This is a genomic window from Edwardsiella sp. EA181011, from assembly GCF_000800725.1.
In the GTDB taxonomy this organism is placed as follows: Bacteria; Pseudomonadota; Gammaproteobacteria; order Enterobacterales; family Enterobacteriaceae; genus Edwardsiella; species Edwardsiella anguillarum.
On the sequence record NZ_CP011364.1, the window covers coordinates 3,729,111 to 3,745,576 of the forward strand.

The window sequence follows — 16,466 nt, forward strand, 5'->3', positions numbered from 1 at the left end:
ACCCTACATCCAGTCCTTAGACCAGTGAATATTCCACGCCGTTTCCCCGGCCGGCGCCACCCCCTCTTGGGTAACAAATACGCCCAGCGCGGCGATCAGACGCTCACCATAATACAGCATCGGGGTGCGCTCACGCTCCCAGGGCGGAATATGCATCTCCTGCCAGATTTTTTTTATCGCCCGGGAGTGGCGGCGTCCCACGATGCGCAGCACTCCCTGCGCACAAAAACGGATGGTGACGGCTTCGTCGGGCGCCGGAGCCCGCACGCAGACGCCCCGGCTGCCAATCTGCAGCTCCCCCAGCCCATCGGGCAGCGTCAGCGGCTTACGCAGATCCCAGCGTAGCACCTCGTCGCGCAGCGAGCGCAGCGGCGGCAGCAGGTAGAGCCAACGCCGGAAGCGACGCACCTGGCATTTGGCCAGGTGCAGCTGCGGCTCGGCGTCCTCACGGGCCAGCGCGACCTCGTGCCAGAGGCGCTGCAGCTGCTCGCGCGTCGGCATCATCACCCCAAAGCAGGCGATCCAGCGCCGCAGCAGCGCATAGCGTTTGGCCTCGGAGAGCGGCAGCAGGCCGTCGATGCTCAGGGCATCATCTTCGCTCATCAGCGCCTGCAGCGACTCCATCAGCAGTTCGTCCAGCAGCTGCTCCTGTTCGGCGCACAGGCTGGCGCTGCGCGCCACGGCCTCTGAAAAATGGGGCCAACGCTCACGCAGCAGCGGCACAATGCGCATACGCAGGAAGTTGCGATCGAAGCGGGCATCGGTATTGCTGTCATCCTCGACCCAGGAGAGATCGTGCGCCTGCGCATAGGCCATGAGCTGTTCACGGGAAATATCCAGCAGCGGACGCAGCTGTTCGCAGGCGAAAAACGGCATGCTTTGCGCCATCGCCGACAGGCCGGTCGGGCCGCTGCCGCGTTTGAGCGCCAGCAGGAAGGTTTCGCACTGATCGTCCAGATGCTGTGCGGTCAGCAGGGTTTCATGACTGTCGATCAGCTCGGCAATCCCCCGGTAGCGGGCATCACGCGCCGCGGCCTCCACGCTGTTGCGCTGAGTATCGACCTGAACGCGCAGTATATGCAGCGGCACCTGCCACAGATAGCACACCGACTCACAGTGGTCGACCCACTGATCGGCGAAATGGCTCAGTCCATGGTGCACATGCACCACCCGCAGGCGTAAATGGGGAAGACGGCTGGCGCGCAGCTGTACCAGCGCATGCAGCAGCACCGTGGAGTCCAGGCCGCCGCTAAAGGCAACCAACAGATGCCGGCGCCCGGCCAGCCTGTCGGCAATGTGCCTCTGGATATCTAGGGTATTCATGGAAGTATTTGCGGCTTTCACCGCCCTGCATCGATAAGTATCAGCACGTTAACCAGCAATTCCGCGAGAAGCAAGCCCCTTGCTCTCCACGCCGCGCCGGGAAGCGTTCCCCGGCGCAAACGCCGTCGGTCTCCGCGCCGTTTGATGCCGCCGCGCGGGCGGCATCCCCGATATCCGATTTTACTCTGACACCGCCTGCGGCGCAGCGCGCCGTACCAGCAGCAAGTTGACCAGCCAAATCACGGCCACCAGCGCGACGCATCCCAGCGCCCCCCAGGCGATATCGCTAAACACCTTGGCATAGGCCATCACCGAGTGGGTGAGCGCCTCTCCGCCGTGGGCAAAGCTGGATTCAGCGGTCTGATTGGCGATGATCCCGGCCAGATAGTTGGCTACCGATCCGGTCGCCAGCATATAGATCCCGGTGAGGACGCCCGTCACTCCAGGGATCGTCAGGCGCGTGATCTGCGCCATGGCGACCGGATCGATAAATAGTTCTGCGCAGCCCATCACCGCCAGCCCCAGCACCGTCAGCCCCATGGATGCCTGTCCATGCTGCGCCGCCCAGCGAGCGTTGAAGGTCAAAATACCGAAGCCGATGCTGATCAACGCCAGCCCCAGGGCGAACTTACCCCAGATGCGCAAAATACGGTTACCGCCGCTACGCTCGCTGACCAGCCAGGCCAAAACCACCCCACAGGCCATCACGGCAAAGCCGTTCACGGACTGGAACAGCGCCGTCGGCACGGTGAAGGAGAGCAGATGACGATTCACAAAGCGGTCGATAAACAGGCTGATAGAGCTGCCGCCCTGCTGGGCAAAGGCCCAGAACAGCGTACCCAGCGCCATCAGGATCACTATCTGGATTAGCCCACGACGCTGTTCGGGCGTGGCCCGGCGAAAAATTTTGCCCAGGATAATCATCGCCGCCGCGCAGACCAGCGCCAGCGCATAGCTGGACCAGTCGCGCCAAAACAGGACGGCGACCAGCAGCGGGGAGAGCAGCAGCCCCAGCAGCAGCCAGCTCCAGTTGGGCAACACGGCCCTGCGCGCCTGCAACGCCTGACGGTTCACGCCGCTCGTATGGCGGAAGTGGCGATGTCCACACATAAAAATCACCAGACCGGCAAACATGCCGATCCCCGCCAGCGCAAAGCCGACGTGCCAACCGTACTGTTCGGCGGCCAGACCACAGGCAATCGGCGCTATGATCGAGCCAATATTTCCCGCCGCATACAGTAAGGAGAAGCCCCCGTCACGGCGCGGATCCTCTGCAGAGTAGAGTTCGCCGAGCAGGCAGCTGATATTCGATTTGAACAGGCCATAGCCGCACACAATGATGGCCAGGGCGAGATAGAGAGAGAACGGAGAGACGGCGCTGAGTCCCAGAACGACGTGTCCCAGCGTCATCAGCGCGGCGCCGGTGACCACGGCCACACGGTTGCCCAGCAGCTTGTCGGCCAGGATACCGCCCAGAATAGGCGTGACATAAACCAGCGATGCATAGGCGCTATACAGGCTGAATGCATGGGTATCGTTATACCCGAGCTGGTGGGTGAGATAGAGGATCAGTAACGCACGCATGCCGTAAAAGCTGAAATATTCCCAGATTTGTAGCGCTACGACATAGTAGATTGCGCGCGGTTGTGAGGGTGTTTTCATAGATTCTCCCTGACGCGGGGGATAGAACGGAGGGTAAAAATAAAGGGCGCCCCCTGACGGGGCGCCCTCGGTCATCAATTACTTCTGTTCAGTTTTGATAACGTTCACAGTGTAACGACCGTCAGCCTGGCGATAGGCGCCGTGGATGTCGGTTTCGAAGCCCGGGTAGTGAGCACCGATTTCGCACAGCATCTGCAGGAACTCCAGAACCGGACGGCTTTCTTCGGTCAGCATTTCACCCGGCATTACCAGCGGAACTCCCGGCGGGTACGGCAGGATCATGTTGGCGTTAACTTTGCCGATCATGTCTTCGAGGTAAACTTCTTCGGTCTGACCGCGCAGTTCCATCTGGAATGCGTTGTGCGGGTTCATCACCATGGTCGGCAGCACTTCGAAGGCACGGTACATCAGATCCGGCAGGTTGTGATGCTGGATCAGCGCGTGGATGCCCTGGGCCAGTTCCTGGATACGCATGTTTTCATAGAACTCCGGATCTTCACGGTACAGTGAAGGCAGCATGTTCTTAACGCGCAGGTTCAGGTCATAGGCACGTTTGAAGTCGGTCAGACCGCGCAGCAGGCTCATCGCCTTGGTCTTGTCGATGCCGATGCTGAACAGGAACAGCAGGTTGTACGGGCCAGTCTTCTCAACGATGATGCCGTGCTCGTCCAGGTATTTGGCAACGATGGAGGCCGGGATACCGGTATCCGCCATGGTGCCATCTTCCTTCATCCCCGGGGTCAGCAGAGTCACCTTGATCGGGTCCAGGAACATGTGGTCTTCATCGATGTCTTTGAAGCCGTGCCAGGATTCTTTCGGATCCAGGTTCCAGCATTTCGCTTCGTCGATGTGCTCCGGCTGCCATACGTCGAAGAACCAGCCATCAGACTCGCTACGCAGGCGTTTGATCTCTTTACGGAAGCGAACGGCGCGTTCGATAGAACCGTTGATCAGACGCTTACCAGCGTTACCCTTCATCATCGCCGCGGCGGTTTCGATGGAAGCCACGATACCGTAGTGCGGAGAGGTAGAGGTGTGCATCATGAACGCTTCGTTGAAGGTTTCTTCGTTGATGTCACCTTTAACGTGGATCATGGATGCCTGGGAGAAGGCCGCCAGCAGTTTGTGAGTAGACTGGGTTTCATAGATAACCTTGCCTTCCACACGACCACCGCTCATGCCGCACAGACCTTTGTAGATCGGGCTGAAGTTGGTGTAAGGCACCCAGGCTGAGTCGAAGTGGATGGATTTAACATCCAGGGTCTTCTTGATGTACTCAGCGTTGTAGAACAGACCGTCGTAGGTGGAGTTAGTCACTACGGCGTGTACCGGCCAGGTCGCGTTCGGGGTGTTCTTCACGCGCTCTTCGATGGTTTCACGAGCAAATTCGCTCTTCGGAATACCACCCAGGATGCCGTAGGCGTTACGGGTCGGACGGAAGTAGATCGGCGTAACGTCGCTCATCATCATCAGGTGAGTCAGCGATTTATGGCAGTTACGGTCGATCATGATGGTGCTGCCGGCCGGCGCAGAGTACATGCCGACAATCTTGTTGGCGGTAGAGGTGCCGTTGGTCACCATGTAGCTGCGTTCAGCGTTGAAGGTACGTGCGATGTACTCTTCCGCTTCTTTGTGCGGGCCGGAGTGGTCCAGCAGAGAGCCCAGCTCAGAGACAGAGATGGAGATGTCAGACTTCATGGCATTGGCGCCGTAGAAATCATAGAACAGGCTACCTACCGGGCTCTTCTGGAACGCGGTGCCGCCCATGTGGCCCGGCGTACAGAAGGTGTACTTGCCTTCTTTAACGTAGTTGAACAGCGCCTTGGTCAGCGGCGGCAGGATTTCGTCTACGTAGGCATCGGTGCTCTGGCGGATTTTCAGGGCGATGTCTTCGGCAGCACCCAGTGCATATTCGAAGAACTCAACGTTCAGGCGCAGATCGCTCAGGCTGACATCCAGGGTAGAGTGGGTGTTGGCAAAAGCGTAAACCGGCAGGTGCTCGTTCATCTCGCTGATGTCGCGGCACAGATCCAGGTTATAGGTATCCCAGTCGAAGATGACGCCGCACAGACGTGCGTTGTTGTCGATCAGCTTCAGCAGGTCTTCACGATCGTTCGGATACACGATCTGGAAATTCTGTGCTTCCAGTGCCTTATGCAGTTCACGGATGGGTTCTTCTTTGAAGTAAACACCCATGTGATTCAGGATGGCAATAATATTCATACTTTAATTCTCCAGGCAAAATGCGGGCCTCTCTCTGCCGTTCGGCAGGACTGTGTCGCAGTAGAGAGAGGCTGGATAAAGTCGTTAAATTACTTGCTGTGTGTAATCGTTATGATTACTAAATAGTCTTACTTATTTACTTATGCCGCGGCGTTACTGTTGTTCTCAGTATTCTGTGCCTTGCGGGTATTCATCTTACGTGCGTAGAACATCAGGATGATCAGGCTGACGATGAAGGTACCGGACAGCTCCATGTTGCCTGCGCCCATCAGGGCGATGAAGCAGAAGCAGCAACCCAGTACGGCGGCGACCAGACTCATGATGTTCTTAACGTTGGCGCCTTCGAAGCGAATCAGGTCAACGCAAGAGTAGAAGTACGGCAGCATGGTCAGCAGTACGGCGATACCGGTCAGCATACCGAACAGGTCAGAGGCTTTACCGCCGCTGGCGTTCAGGATGGTGATCAGCACCATCAGTACGGTCATTTTCACGGAAGCCAGCAGCAGGCCTTTCTTCGGAATGCCGTTCTTATCCATCTCACCGTAAACTTTCGGGAAGTTACCGTCGTTGGCGGCGCGGACACCGGCCTGGCCAACCAGCATCATCCAGGAGCCCAGAGAGGTCAGGCAGGCGAAGGCGGTGAAGGCGGAAACAACCGGACCAGCCCAGTGACCGACCATCGCAGAAGCGGAGACGGCGAACGGCGCACCGGAGGCAGCCATTTCACTGGCCGGGAACATACCGGCGATAACCTGAGTTGCGGCGATGTAGACGATACCGGCCAGGCAGGTACCCATCATGGTTGCCAGCGGAACGGTGCGCTGCGGGTTTTTAACCATGCCGGTACTGACCGCGGCAGATTCAACCCCAACGAACGCCCACAGGCACAGCAGGATACTTTTAACAACGGCGTGAGTATCGGTGCCACCAGAGGTGTTCCAGTTAGCGTGATAAACAGCCGGATCGAACCAGGCCCAGCCGGCGATGGCGGTGCCCACAACCGGGATCAGTACCAGAACCAGACCGATGGTGGTCAGACGGCTCACCCAGGTACCACCCAGCATGTTAACGAAGGTGAAGATCCAGACGATGGCGATACAGGCGATACCCGCCGGTACCGGGCTGTTCAGCAGCGGGAAGAAGGTGGACAGGTAAGAGACGGCGGTGATGCCGATAGCCAGGTTACCGATCCAGTTAGCGTGGTAATAAAGAACACCGGTCTGGAAACCAAAAGCAGGACCAACCTCACCGGCATAGGCGATAGGGCCACCCTGCTGCGGGTTCTTGGTAGCCAGTCGGGCATAGACATAAGCCAGAGACATGGCACCAACCAGAGAAATGATCCAGCCGAAAATGGCGATGGAACCTAAACTCGCCAGGTTTGCAGGCAGAAGTGCAATGCCGCTCCCCATCATATTACCGGCGACTACACCGGTACAGGCGATAAGCCCGATTTTTTTGCTCGATGACATGGTCAAGTTGCTCCTGATTAATTTTCAGATAAGTCGAATTTACTCACTGATGTCTGGCGAGTACCCGACTTGATGGCAGGCATAGTAATGACCCCGGAAAGCAAAGTCCTAAAGGTAAAGTTAAATTCTCAGCGTGTCGCAATAAATGACATCTTGATGTTTTTTAGGTGAAGGTAAAAAAACATCAAGGAAATTCACATAAAACCTTACAATACAATACGTTGATACAATGTTGATATGAAGAAACAGCGCAAAAAACACGCTAAAATACCAACAAAATGCTCAGAGATTTCATCACACAAATGGAGTCAAAAAAGCAAATCGCCGGGTGATGTTGAGGTTTTATCCGGGAGATCATGGGGTAAAAAAAAACCCGTCTTCATCGCTGAAGGCGGGTGTGGTTAATCATTATACAAATCTATTCAGACTTCTCTGCATCATAATTGAGCAGGTAAGGTGCAACGCGCTCAATATTAGTTTGGAATACACCATTTTTAATCCAGTCCAGCGTGTTGTGACCCGGGCGTAGATTAAAAGCGGTGATATAGGCATCCGCCGCCTGGTTATTTTGCCCCTTCAATTCATAGACCTTGCCCAGCAACACATAGTTGATCCAGGACATCTCCAGCTCAATACCCTTATTGATCGCGGAGAAAGCCTGATCCACCTTCCCCTGCCCCAGATAGTCGACGGTATAAATCTGCTGAATGATCGGAGTCCCCTGCAGCAGCGGGTTGTGCTCTACGTCATTAATCTCCTGGCGTAGCGCCGCCAGCTGCGGCGCGCTGAGGGGCTGATAGGAGTTAAGTAGAATATCGACCAGCGCCTTTTCCGCCTTGGCATACACAAAGTCGGGATCCTGTTTAATAATTTGCGTCAACAGGCGGTTGGCCTGATTGAGTGATTCGCTGTCGCCCTGCAGCAGCAGCTGATGGGCCTGGTAATACTGCTGCAGCATCTGACTGTGCGTAGGCATCAGCGCCTCATAACGCTTCTCCAGCGAAGGGGGCATGCTGACCTTGAGCACGGTAAAGATACTATTGATAAAGTCCTTCTGAACGCTGAGCAGGTTATCCGGCGTGATAAAGTAGCGCTTTTCCAGCATCACCGAGTTATCCGCGTTGTCGATCAGGCGAACCGAGAGGAAACACTGCTGCGCCCGATAGTGGCGCTGATTGACAAACTCGATGTACAGCGACTTACCTGAGCTGCTTTGGCCGCCATAGTTATAGTTGGTCTGATCGTGAACCAGGAAGGTGGAGTAGGTATTCAGTCCCTGAGTGAGCTCCTCACTCAGCCCAATCACATAGGAGAGCTGATTGGTCCAGTTACTGCAGCTGTTACCGCCCTGGATACGGATATCAATATCGCGGGGATTAAGCAGCATCGGCTGAGGCGCTACCGGCACCCGGTTGCTGAACACCGCCAGTCCAACAAAGGTCACGCACAGCGCCAGCGCCACCAAAAAGGCCACCCAGACCCAGAATGAGGAGCGCTTGGCGCGCCGCGGCGTCTTCTGCGCGGCGGGCGCAACGGGCAGCACCGGCGCATCACGCGGCGGCGCTGGTTGCGCAACAGAAGCTACAGCAGACGCCGAGGGCGGCGCGACGGCGCCAGGCTCCGCGGCAGATGCGGGGCCAACACTCCCCAGCGGCGCACTCACGTCGGTCACCGCAGGGTTAGTCGGCGTCTCTACCGGTAGAGCCGCCGCCGCCGGCAGCTCGAGACTCTCCTCCCCACACCAGATAACCGACTCAACCAGCTTATAGCCACGCTTCGGCACGGTCACGATATACTCTGGTGCTTCGGGACGCCCATCCTTCAGGTACTTGCGCAACTCGGAGATACACTGAGTAACAACATGATTGGTAACGATATTTCGTTTCCATACATTATCAATCAGCTCATCTCTGCTCAACACCGTATCAGGATGATGAGCAAAATAGCTCAACATGTCGATGAGTCTGGGCTCAAGTACCAACACGCGTCCTTCGCGGGTGATTTTATTGTCTGCTGCCAGTACTAACCACTCGCCTACGCGGAAAGTTTGCTCTTGCATAGTGTACTAATTGCCCGGAGAGAAAAGTCTGAAGCGTGCCATACTAACATAGTGCTTAAAGTAACACCTACATGCCATCTATTAATTTACCACCGAAACTGTTTTCTTCGCCAACTATTCCTGATACAACTCCAGCGGTAATCCATCCGGATCGCGAAAAAAAGTAAAGCAGCGTCCGGTATATTCGTCACGGCGTATCGTCTCGCACGTCACGCCGTGACTGGCGAGATGCGCAACGGCCTCCCCCAGGTTCGCAACGCTGAAGGCCAGGTGACGCAAACCGCAGGCCTCCGGCGCGGATACCCGCGGCGGCGGCGCAGGAAAAGAAAACAGCTCCAGTGTATAAACGCCATTCAGCGCCAGATCACCCTTCCATGAGTCACGCTCAGTGCGGTAATGCTCACGCACCAAGGAAAAACCGAGGATATCACAATAAAACGCCTTGCTGCGTGCATAGTCTGACGCAATCAAGGCGACATGATGAAGACGATTGAGCTGCACTATATCTCCCGAGGTCCCATAAAGTGTTGCGGATTATGCCGTGGGCGCGATAAAAGCGTTAGCGCCTGACGAGGGAAAACATACAGAAAATAAAGGCATCAAGCCCGTTTCCGGGCTTGATGTAAAGGGATACCACGGTAGGGGGATCAGCAGTAACCGTAGTTCATCAGACGCTGATAGCGACGGTCGAGCAGCTCTTCTTTTTCTAGGGTATCCAGCTCCCCCAGATCGGACAGCAGCTGGGCCTTCAGGCTCGCCGCCATCGCCTGCGGATCGCGGTGGGCGCCGCCCAGCGGCTCCGAGATCACCGAATCGATCAGCTTCAGCTCCTGTAAGCGCGGCGCGGTGATGCCCATCGCTTCCGCGGCCAGCAGCGCCTTGTCGGCGCTCTTCCACAGGATAGATGCGCATCCTTCCGGTGAGATCACCGAGTAGGTGCTGTACTGCAGCATGTTGACCTTATCGCCAACCCCGATAGCCAGCGCGCCGCCGGAACCGCCTTCGCCGATCACCGTGCAGATGACCGGCACCTTCAGCCCAGACATCTCGCGCAGGTTACGTGCGATAGCCTCAGACTGACCGCGCTCTTCTGCCCCCACCCCCGGATAGGCGCCCGGGGTATCGATAAAGGTGATGATCGGCAGGTTAAAGCGCTCGGCCATCTCCATCAGGCGCAAGGCCTTACGGTAGCCCTCCGGCGCCGGCATGCCGAAGTTACGGCGGATCTTCTCTTTGGTCTCGCGCCCTTTCTGATGGCCAATCACCATCACCGGACGGCCGTCCAGACGTGCCGTGCCACCGACAATCGCCTTGTCGTCGGCGTAGGCGCGATCGCCGGCCAGCTCATCGAAGTCGGTGAAGATATGCTGAAGATAATCCAGGGTATAGGGGCGGCGCGGATGACGCGCCAGCTGGGCAATCTGCCAGGCTCCCAGATCGGCAAAAATCTTACGGGTCAGCTCAACGCTCTTCTCACGCAGGCGCTGAACCTCCTCGTCGATATTAATATCCAATTTTTCGTCTTGACGGCTGAGAGCGTTCAGCGAATCGATCTTCGCTTCAAGTTCGGCAATCGGCTGTTCAAAATCCAGAAAATTCAGACTCATAGTATTCCTATATTAGTCAAATTCCAGTTCCACCTGTTCACATCCCACCAGCGTGCGCAGATCGAGCAGCAGGCGATCCGTCGGCGTCACGCGCCAGGCTGCACCGAAACGAACCCGGGCCCGCGCATCCGCACGCTGATAATACAGGTGTACTGGGATCGTCCCCGAACGATGTGGTTCCAGCGCTTCACGGAGACGGTTTAAAAGCTGATCATCAATTTGCCTGTCAGTCAGCGAGATGGCAAGTCCACGTGCATATTTTTCACGGGCTTCGCTGATATCCATTAACTCGCGGGCGATCATTTTAAGGCCGCCGCTGAAGTCATCAAAGCTGACCTGTCCGCTGGCGATCAGGATACGGTCTTTCTCCAGCAAATGCTGGTATTTTTCCAGCGCATCGGTGAACAGCATCACCTCCAGACGGCCGGATCGATCGTCGAGGGTACACATTCCGATGCGGTTACCGCGCTTGGTCGTCATCACCCGGGCCCCCAGCACCAGCCCCACGGCGGTGGTCATCTTACCACGATCCGTCGGATGCATATCCTTCAGACGGCCACCGCCGGCATAGCGTTCGATCTCTTTCAGATACTGGGTGATCGGATGGCCGGTCAGGTACAGCCCCAGGGTCTCGCGCTCGCCGTCCAGCACCATCTGGGCTGGCCAGGGCGGCACGCTGCCATAGGATTGCTCTACCTGCTCCGGCTCTTCCGCCAGCACACCAAACATGTCCGCCTGTCCGATGGCCTCGGCGCGGGCGTGCTGCTCGGCGGCCTTCAGCGCATCGCTCAGCGAGCTCATCAGCGCCGCGCGGTGCGGCCCCAGGCGATCGAAGGCGCCGGACATGATCAGCTTCTCCATCATCCGACGGTTCAGCTTCTTGGTATCGGTGCGGGCGCACAGATCAAACAGATCCTTAAAATAGCCCTGTTCGCCGCTGTTGCGCGCCTCGATGATCGCCTCGATTGGCCCTTCCCCGACCCCTTTGATGGCGCCGATACCGTAGACGATCTCGCCCTCATCGTTGACGTGGAAGTGATACTGCCCGCTGTTGATGTCCGGCGGCAGGATCTTCAGTCCCATCCGCCAGCACTCATCCACCAGCCCGACCACCTTCTCGGTGTTATCCATATCGGCGGTCATCACCGCCGCCATAAACTCGGCCGGATAGTGGGTTTTCAGCCACAGCGTCTGGTAAGAGACCAGCGCATAGGCGGCGGAGTGCGACTTGTTAAAGCCATAGCCGGCGAACTTCTCCACCAGGTCGAAGATGTGCATCGCCAGTTCGCCGTTGACGCCGTTGTTCCTGGCGCCCTCTTCAAACACCGAGCGCTGCTTGGCCATCTCCTCGGGCTTTTTCTTACCCATCGCACGGCGCAGCAGGTCGGCGCCGCCCAGCGAGTAGCCGGCCAGCACCTGGGCTATCTGCATCACCTGTTCCTGATACAGGATCACGCCGTAGGTCGGCTCCAGCACCGGCTTCAAACTCTCATGCTGCCACTCACGGTCCGGGTAGGAGAGCTCTTCGCGCCCGTGCTTACGGTCGATAAAGTTATCGACCATCCCCGACTGCAGCGGGCCGGGGCGGAACAGCGCCACCAGCGCGATCATATCTTCGAAGCAGTCCGGCTTTAGACGCTTGATCAGATCCTTCATCCCGCGCGATTCCAGCTGGAATACCGCCGTGGTCTCCGCGCGCTGCAGGATATCGAAGCTCTTCTGATCGTCGAGCGGAATGGCGGCGATATCCACCGGCTCCAGCCCCTGGCGCGCACGGCGGGCGTTGATCATCTCCAGCGCCCAGTTGATGATGGTCAGGGTACGCAGGCCCAGGAAGTCAAACTTCACCAGCCCGGCGTACTCCACGTCGCTCTTGTCGAACTGGGTGACCGGGTGATTCCCCTCGGCATCGCAGTACAGCGGCGCGAAGTCGGTGATCTTGGTCGGCGAGATCACCACCCCACCCGCGTGCTTACCGGCGTTGCGGGTGACCCCCTCCAGCTTGCGCGCCATGTCGATCAGCGCCCGCACCTCTTCATCCGCCTCGTAGATCTCCGGCAGCTGCGGCTCCGCCTCGAAGGCCTTGGCCAGGGTCATGCCGGGATCCGGTGGCACCAGCTTGGAGATGCGATCGACGAAGCCGTAGGGATGACCCAGCACACGTCCCACGTCGCGGATCACCGCCTTGGCCGCCATGGTACCGAAGGTGATGATCTGCGATACCGCTTCACGGCCATACATATCGGCGACGTGATCGATCACCCGATCGCGCTTCTCCATGCAGAAGTCGACGTCAAAGTCGGGCATGGATACGCGTTCCGGGTTAAGAAAACGTTCGAACAGCAGATCGAAGGCCAGCGGATCGAGGTCGGTAATCTTCAGCGAATAGGCCACCAGCGAGCCGGCGCCGGAGCCGCGCCCCGGCCCCACCGGAACCCCGTTATCCTTAGACCACTGGATAAACTCCATCACGATCAGGAAGTAACCGGGGAAGCCCATCTGGTTGATCACCTTCAGCTCGATCTCCAGACGCTCATCGTAAGGCCGGCGCAGTCGGGCACGGTCCGCCTCATCGGGGAACAGGAACGTGAGACGCTCCTCCAGCCCCTCGTGCGCCATCTTCACCAGGAAATCCTCCGTCGACATCTCCCCGGTGGGGAACTGCGGCAGAAAGTACTGGCCGAGTCGGATGGTCACATTACAACGCTTAGCAATCTCTACGCTGTTCTGCAGCGCCTCGGGCAGATCGGCGAACAGCTCGCACATCTCCTCTTCGCTGCGCATGTATTGCTGAGCGCTATAGTTACGTGGGCGCTTGGGATCGTCTAAGGTGTAGCCGTCGTGGATCGCGACGCGGATCTCATGGGCGTCAAAGTCCGAGGCCTCCAAGAAGCGGACGTCGTTGGTCGCCACCAGCGGCAAATCACGCTGCTGCGCCAGCTCCACCGCCAGGTGCAGATAGCTCTCCTCATCGGGGCGTCCGGTGCGCACCAACTCTAAAAAGTAGCTATCAGGAAAGTGCCGTTGGTAGAAGTCAACGCACTCACCGACCAGCGTCTGATTACCGCGCAGCAGCAGCTTACCCACGTCGCCGTGGCGGGCGCCGGAGAGCAAAATCAGCCCGGCGCGGTACGCGATCAGCCAATCGCGATCGATCGTCGGCCCCTCTGCGCCATAGCCGCGCTGGTAGGCGTGTGAGATAAGCTGGGTCAGATTCTGGTAGCCCTCGTTATCACAGGCCAGAAGAGTCAGCGCCGACAGCTCATCGCCCATCGTCTCGCTGCGGACCAGGACATCGGCCCCGACCAGCGGCTTGATCCCGGCGCCGTGCGCGCTGCCATAAAACTTGACCAGCCCGCACAGGTTGGTATGGTCGGTGATCGCGAAGGCGGGCATCCCCAGCGCGGCGACCTTCTTGACCAGGGGACTGGTCTTCGCCAGCCCGTCGATCATCGAGTAGTCACTGTGCACATGCAGATGTATAAAACGTGGTTCCGCCATCGAACGATTACCTTTTAATACCAGAAAACGATGTCATCCCAGAGAGAGGTGACAGACTACAGGCCCAGCACCCGCTTCACCGGCCCAAAGCTGCGGCGGTGATGCTCGGTGGCCCCCAGCGCAGCCAGGCGCTCCAGGTGCAGTGCGGTAGGATAGCCCTTGTGCTGGGCAAAGCCATATTCGGGATAGCAGCAATCCAGCTCGGCCATTTCGCGATCGCGCGTCACCTTGGCCAGGATCGACGCTGCGCTGATCTCCGCCACCCGGCTATCGCCTTTGACCACCGCCTGCGCCGCCATCGGCAGCGCCGGACAGCGGTTGCCGTCGATCAGGACAAAGTCCGGCTGCAGCGCCAGCCCGGCCACCGCGCGCTGCATCGCCACCATCGTGGCCTGCAGAATATTGAGGCGATCGATCTCTTCCGCCTCTGCCCGGCCCAGGCTCCAGCACAGCGCTTTCTCGACGATCTCGTCATACAGCGCGCAGCGCCGCTTTTCGCTCAGCTTTTTGGAGTCGGCCAGCCCGGCAATCGGACGCGCGGGATCCAGGATCACCGCCGCCGTCACCACCGCGCCCACCAACGGCCCGCGGCCGACCTCATCGACGCCGGCGATGCGGTCGGCGCAGGGGTAGACAAAAATCTCACTCATTGGAGGACTCCCGGGGGTCAGCGGCTAACGCCAGCACCGCCTCGGCGGCTTGCGTATCGGCGCCGCAGCGGATCTGGCGGTGCAGCTGTAAAAAGGTCTGCTTCAGCGCCTGAGTCTGTGCGCCGTCGGCCAGCAGCGGCGCCAGCGCCTGCGCCAGACGCGGCGGCTGACACTCGTGCTGCAGCAGCTCCTCGACCAGCCGACGGCCAGCCAGCAGGTTGGGCAGAGAGACAAACTCGGTTTTTACCAGGCGCTGCGCCAGCCAAAACGTGAAGGGCTTCATGCGGTAGGCCACCACCATCGGGCACTTGGCCAGCATGCACTCCAGCGCCGCCGTTCCCGACGCCAGCAGCGCCGCGTCGCTGGCGTACATGGCGTTGCGCGCCTGACCGTCCAGCAGATGCGCCGGCAGATCCGGCGCCACTTCCGCCTTGATCCGTTCAAACTGCGCGCGACGCCGGGCGTTGACCAGCGGCACCACGATCTGTAGATCGGGATAGCTCTGCCGCAGCAACAGCGCGGTACGCAGAAAATCGGCGCTCAGCATTTCGACTTCGGCGCTGCGGCTGCCGGGCAGCAGCGCCAGACAGCGCGCATCGGCGGCGATCCCCAACGCCTGACGTGCCGCGGCGCGATCCGGCGCCAGCGGCATCGCATCGGCCATGGTATGGCCGATGAAGCGACAGGGAACATTGAAACGGTCGTAGAAGGCTTTCTCAAACGGCAGGAAGGCCAGCACCAAATCGGTGGCGCGGCCAATCTTAAACACCCGCTTCTGACGCCAGGCCCAGACGGAGGGGCTGACATAGTGGATGGTGCGAATGCCGCGCTGGTGCAGGCGGCCTTCCAGGGTCAGGTTGAAGTCCGGCGCATCGATACCGACAAACACGTCCGGCCGCAGCGCCGTAAAGCGCCGGGTCAGCTCGCGGCGAATGCGCAGCAGGCGCGGCAGACGCTCCAGCACCTCGACGATGCCCATCACCGCCAACTCTTCCATCTCGAACCAGGCCTCACAGCCCTCGGCCTGCATCAGCGGCCCCGCCACGCCGACGAAGCGGGCGTCGGGGTGACGCACCTTCAGTGCGCGGATCAGGCCGGCACCGAGAATATCGCCGGAGGTCTCCCCGGCGACCAGACCAATGGTAAGCGGGCGTGGGCCCCGCGCTGACGCCACCATGGACTAACGGATGATGCCGCGGGTGGAGCGGGCAAAGAAATCGACGAACAGCTGCACCGCCGGCTGGCGCTGAGCCAGGGCTTCGATCTCCGGCTTTGCCTCTTCCAGGGTTTTACCGCTGCGGTAGAGGATCTTGTAGGCGTTACGAATCGCCTGCAGGGCATCCTTCTCAAAGCCACGGCGCTTCAGCCCCTCCAGGTTCAGGCCGTACGGCGTGGCGTGGTTACCCTGGGCAATCACGTACGGCGGCACGTCCTGCGCGACGCCGGAGCAGCCGCCCACCATCACGTGCGCACCGATCACACAAAACTGGTGTACGGCCGTCATCCCGCCGATGATGGCGAAGTCGTCCACGCTGACGTGGCCGCCCAGCGTGGCGTTGTTGGCCAGAATACAGCGGTTGCCGATGACGCAGTCATGGGCAACATGGGTATTGACCATCAGCAGGTTATCGCTGCCGATACGAGTCAGACCGCCGCCCTGCGCCGTACCGCGATGAACGGTGACGCTCTCGCGAATGCGGTTGCGATCGCCGATCTCAACCCGGGTCGGCTCGCCGGCATACTTCAGATCCTGATTCACTTCGCCGATGGAGACGAACTGATAGATCTGGTTATCACAGCCAATCTTGGTGATCCCGTTGACCACCACATGGGACTTCAGCACGCTGCCCGCGCCGATTTCAACCTGCGAACCGATGTAGCAGAACGGGCCAATGTGAACACCGGCGCCAATCACCGCACCGTCTTCGACAATAGCGCTGGGATGGATAAAGGCGGTTTGATCAATCAC

The 16,466-nt window shown here is 59.0% G+C and carries 11 protein-coding genes; all 11 read right to left on the minus strand.

Annotation, left to right across the window (positions count from 1 at the left end; translation table 11 throughout):
- Positions 1 to 3: 3 nt before the first annotated feature.
- The 11 genes from tilS to lpxA all read right to left on the minus strand — a co-directional run bounded on the left by tilS (position 4) and on the right by lpxA (position 16,466).
- Positions 4 to 1,323 carry a tRNA lysidine(34) synthetase TilS gene (gene tilS / locus QY76_RS16525; RefSeq protein ID WP_045425090.1) on the minus strand — a complete coding sequence of 440 codons (1,320 nt, stop codon included), beginning with the start codon at positions 1,321 to 1,323 and terminating at the stop codon, positions 4 to 6.
- A gap of 180 nt (positions 1,324 to 1,503) precedes the next feature.
- On the minus strand, positions 1,504 to 2,985 hold the full coding sequence (gene dtpD / locus QY76_RS16530) for a dipeptide permease DtpD (protein WP_045425091.1): 1,482 nt from the start codon (positions 2,983 to 2,985) through the stop codon (positions 1,504 to 1,506).
- A 78-nt stretch (positions 2,986 to 3,063) separates the two neighbouring features.
- Complete coding sequence (locus QY76_RS16535) at positions 3,064 to 5,208, minus strand: lysine decarboxylase CadA (protein WP_034163233.1); 2,145 nt, start codon at positions 5,206 to 5,208, stop codon at positions 3,064 to 3,066.
- A 140-nt stretch (positions 5,209 to 5,348) separates the two neighbouring features.
- Positions 5,349 to 6,680 carry a cadaverine/lysine antiporter gene (gene cadB / locus QY76_RS16540; RefSeq protein ID WP_034163232.1) on the minus strand — a complete coding sequence of 444 codons (1,332 nt, stop codon included), beginning with the start codon at positions 6,678 to 6,680 and terminating at the stop codon, positions 5,349 to 5,351.
- A gap of 418 nt (positions 6,681 to 7,098) precedes the next feature.
- Complete coding sequence (gene cadC, locus QY76_RS16545) at positions 7,099 to 8,739, minus strand: lysine decarboxylation/transport transcriptional activator CadC (protein WP_034163231.1); 1,641 nt, start codon at positions 8,737 to 8,739, stop codon at positions 7,099 to 7,101.
- A 114-nt stretch (positions 8,740 to 8,853) separates the two neighbouring features.
- Positions 8,854 to 9,240 (minus strand): VOC family protein, encoded by a 387-nt coding sequence (locus tag QY76_RS16550; RefSeq protein WP_095666557.1) that lies wholly within the window; start codon positions 9,238 to 9,240, stop codon positions 8,854 to 8,856.
- 146 nt (positions 9,241 to 9,386) lie between these two features.
- A complete protein-coding gene (gene accA, locus QY76_RS16555) occupies positions 9,387 to 10,346 on the minus strand; it encodes an acetyl-CoA carboxylase carboxyl transferase subunit alpha (protein WP_045425092.1) in 960 nt (319 codons plus the stop codon).
- A gap of 12 nt (positions 10,347 to 10,358) precedes the next feature.
- The gene (dnaE, locus tag QY76_RS16560; RefSeq protein WP_045425093.1) at positions 10,359 to 13,847 is read right to left on the minus strand and encodes a DNA polymerase III subunit alpha; all 3,489 of its coding nucleotides are present in this window, start codon (positions 13,845 to 13,847) and stop codon (positions 10,359 to 10,361) included.
- Between the two features lie 56 nt (positions 13,848 to 13,903).
- On the minus strand, positions 13,904 to 14,497 hold the full coding sequence (gene rnhB / locus QY76_RS16565; RefSeq protein WP_045425094.1) for a ribonuclease HII: 594 nt from the start codon (positions 14,495 to 14,497) through the stop codon (positions 13,904 to 13,906).
- Positions 14,490 to 15,674, minus strand: coding sequence for a lipid-A-disaccharide synthase (gene lpxB, locus QY76_RS16570; RefSeq protein ID WP_034163226.1), 1,185 nt, complete (start codon positions 15,672 to 15,674; stop codon positions 14,490 to 14,492). The genes rnhB and lpxB overlap by 8 nt, the downstream gene beginning before the upstream one ends.
- 3 nt (positions 15,675 to 15,677) lie before the next feature.
- Positions 15,678 to 16,466: an acyl-ACP--UDP-N-acetylglucosamine O-acyltransferase gene (gene lpxA / locus QY76_RS16575; protein ID WP_034163225.1), complete on the minus strand. Its 789-nt coding sequence runs from the start codon at positions 16,464 to 16,466 to the stop codon at positions 15,678 to 15,680.

What these genes read in the sequence shown, in the direction of transcription:
- accA (WP_045425092.1), bottom strand. Translation starts at nt 10,346, where the DNA reads ATGAGTCTGAATTTTCTGGATTTTGAACAGCCGATTGCCGAACTTGAA.
- rnhB (WP_045425094.1), bottom strand. Translation starts at nt 14,497, where the DNA reads ATGAGTGAGATTTTTGTCTACCCCTGCGCCGACCGCATCGCCGGCGTC.
- cadB (WP_034163232.1), bottom strand. Translation starts at nt 6,680, where the DNA reads ATGTCATCGAGCAAAAAAATCGGGCTTATCGCCTGTACCGGTGTAGTC.
- lpxB (WP_034163226.1), bottom strand. Translation starts at nt 15,674, where the DNA reads ATGGTGGCGTCAGCGCGGGGCCCACGCCCGCTTACCATTGGTCTGGTC.
- cadC (WP_034163231.1), bottom strand. Translation starts at nt 8,739, where the DNA reads ATGCAAGAGCAAACTTTCCGCGTAGGCGAGTGGTTAGTACTGGCAGCA.
- dnaE (WP_045425093.1), bottom strand. Translation starts at nt 13,847, where the DNA reads ATGGCGGAACCACGTTTTATACATCTGCATGTGCACAGTGACTACTCG.
- QY76_RS16535 (WP_034163233.1), bottom strand. Translation starts at nt 5,208, where the DNA reads ATGAATATTATTGCCATCCTGAATCACATGGGTGTTTACTTCAAAGAA.
- tilS (WP_045425090.1), bottom strand. Translation starts at nt 1,323, where the DNA reads ATGAATACCCTAGATATCCAGAGGCACATTGCCGACAGGCTGGCCGGG.
- dtpD (WP_045425091.1), bottom strand. Translation starts at nt 2,985, where the DNA reads ATGAAAACACCCTCACAACCGCGCGCAATCTACTATGTCGTAGCGCTA.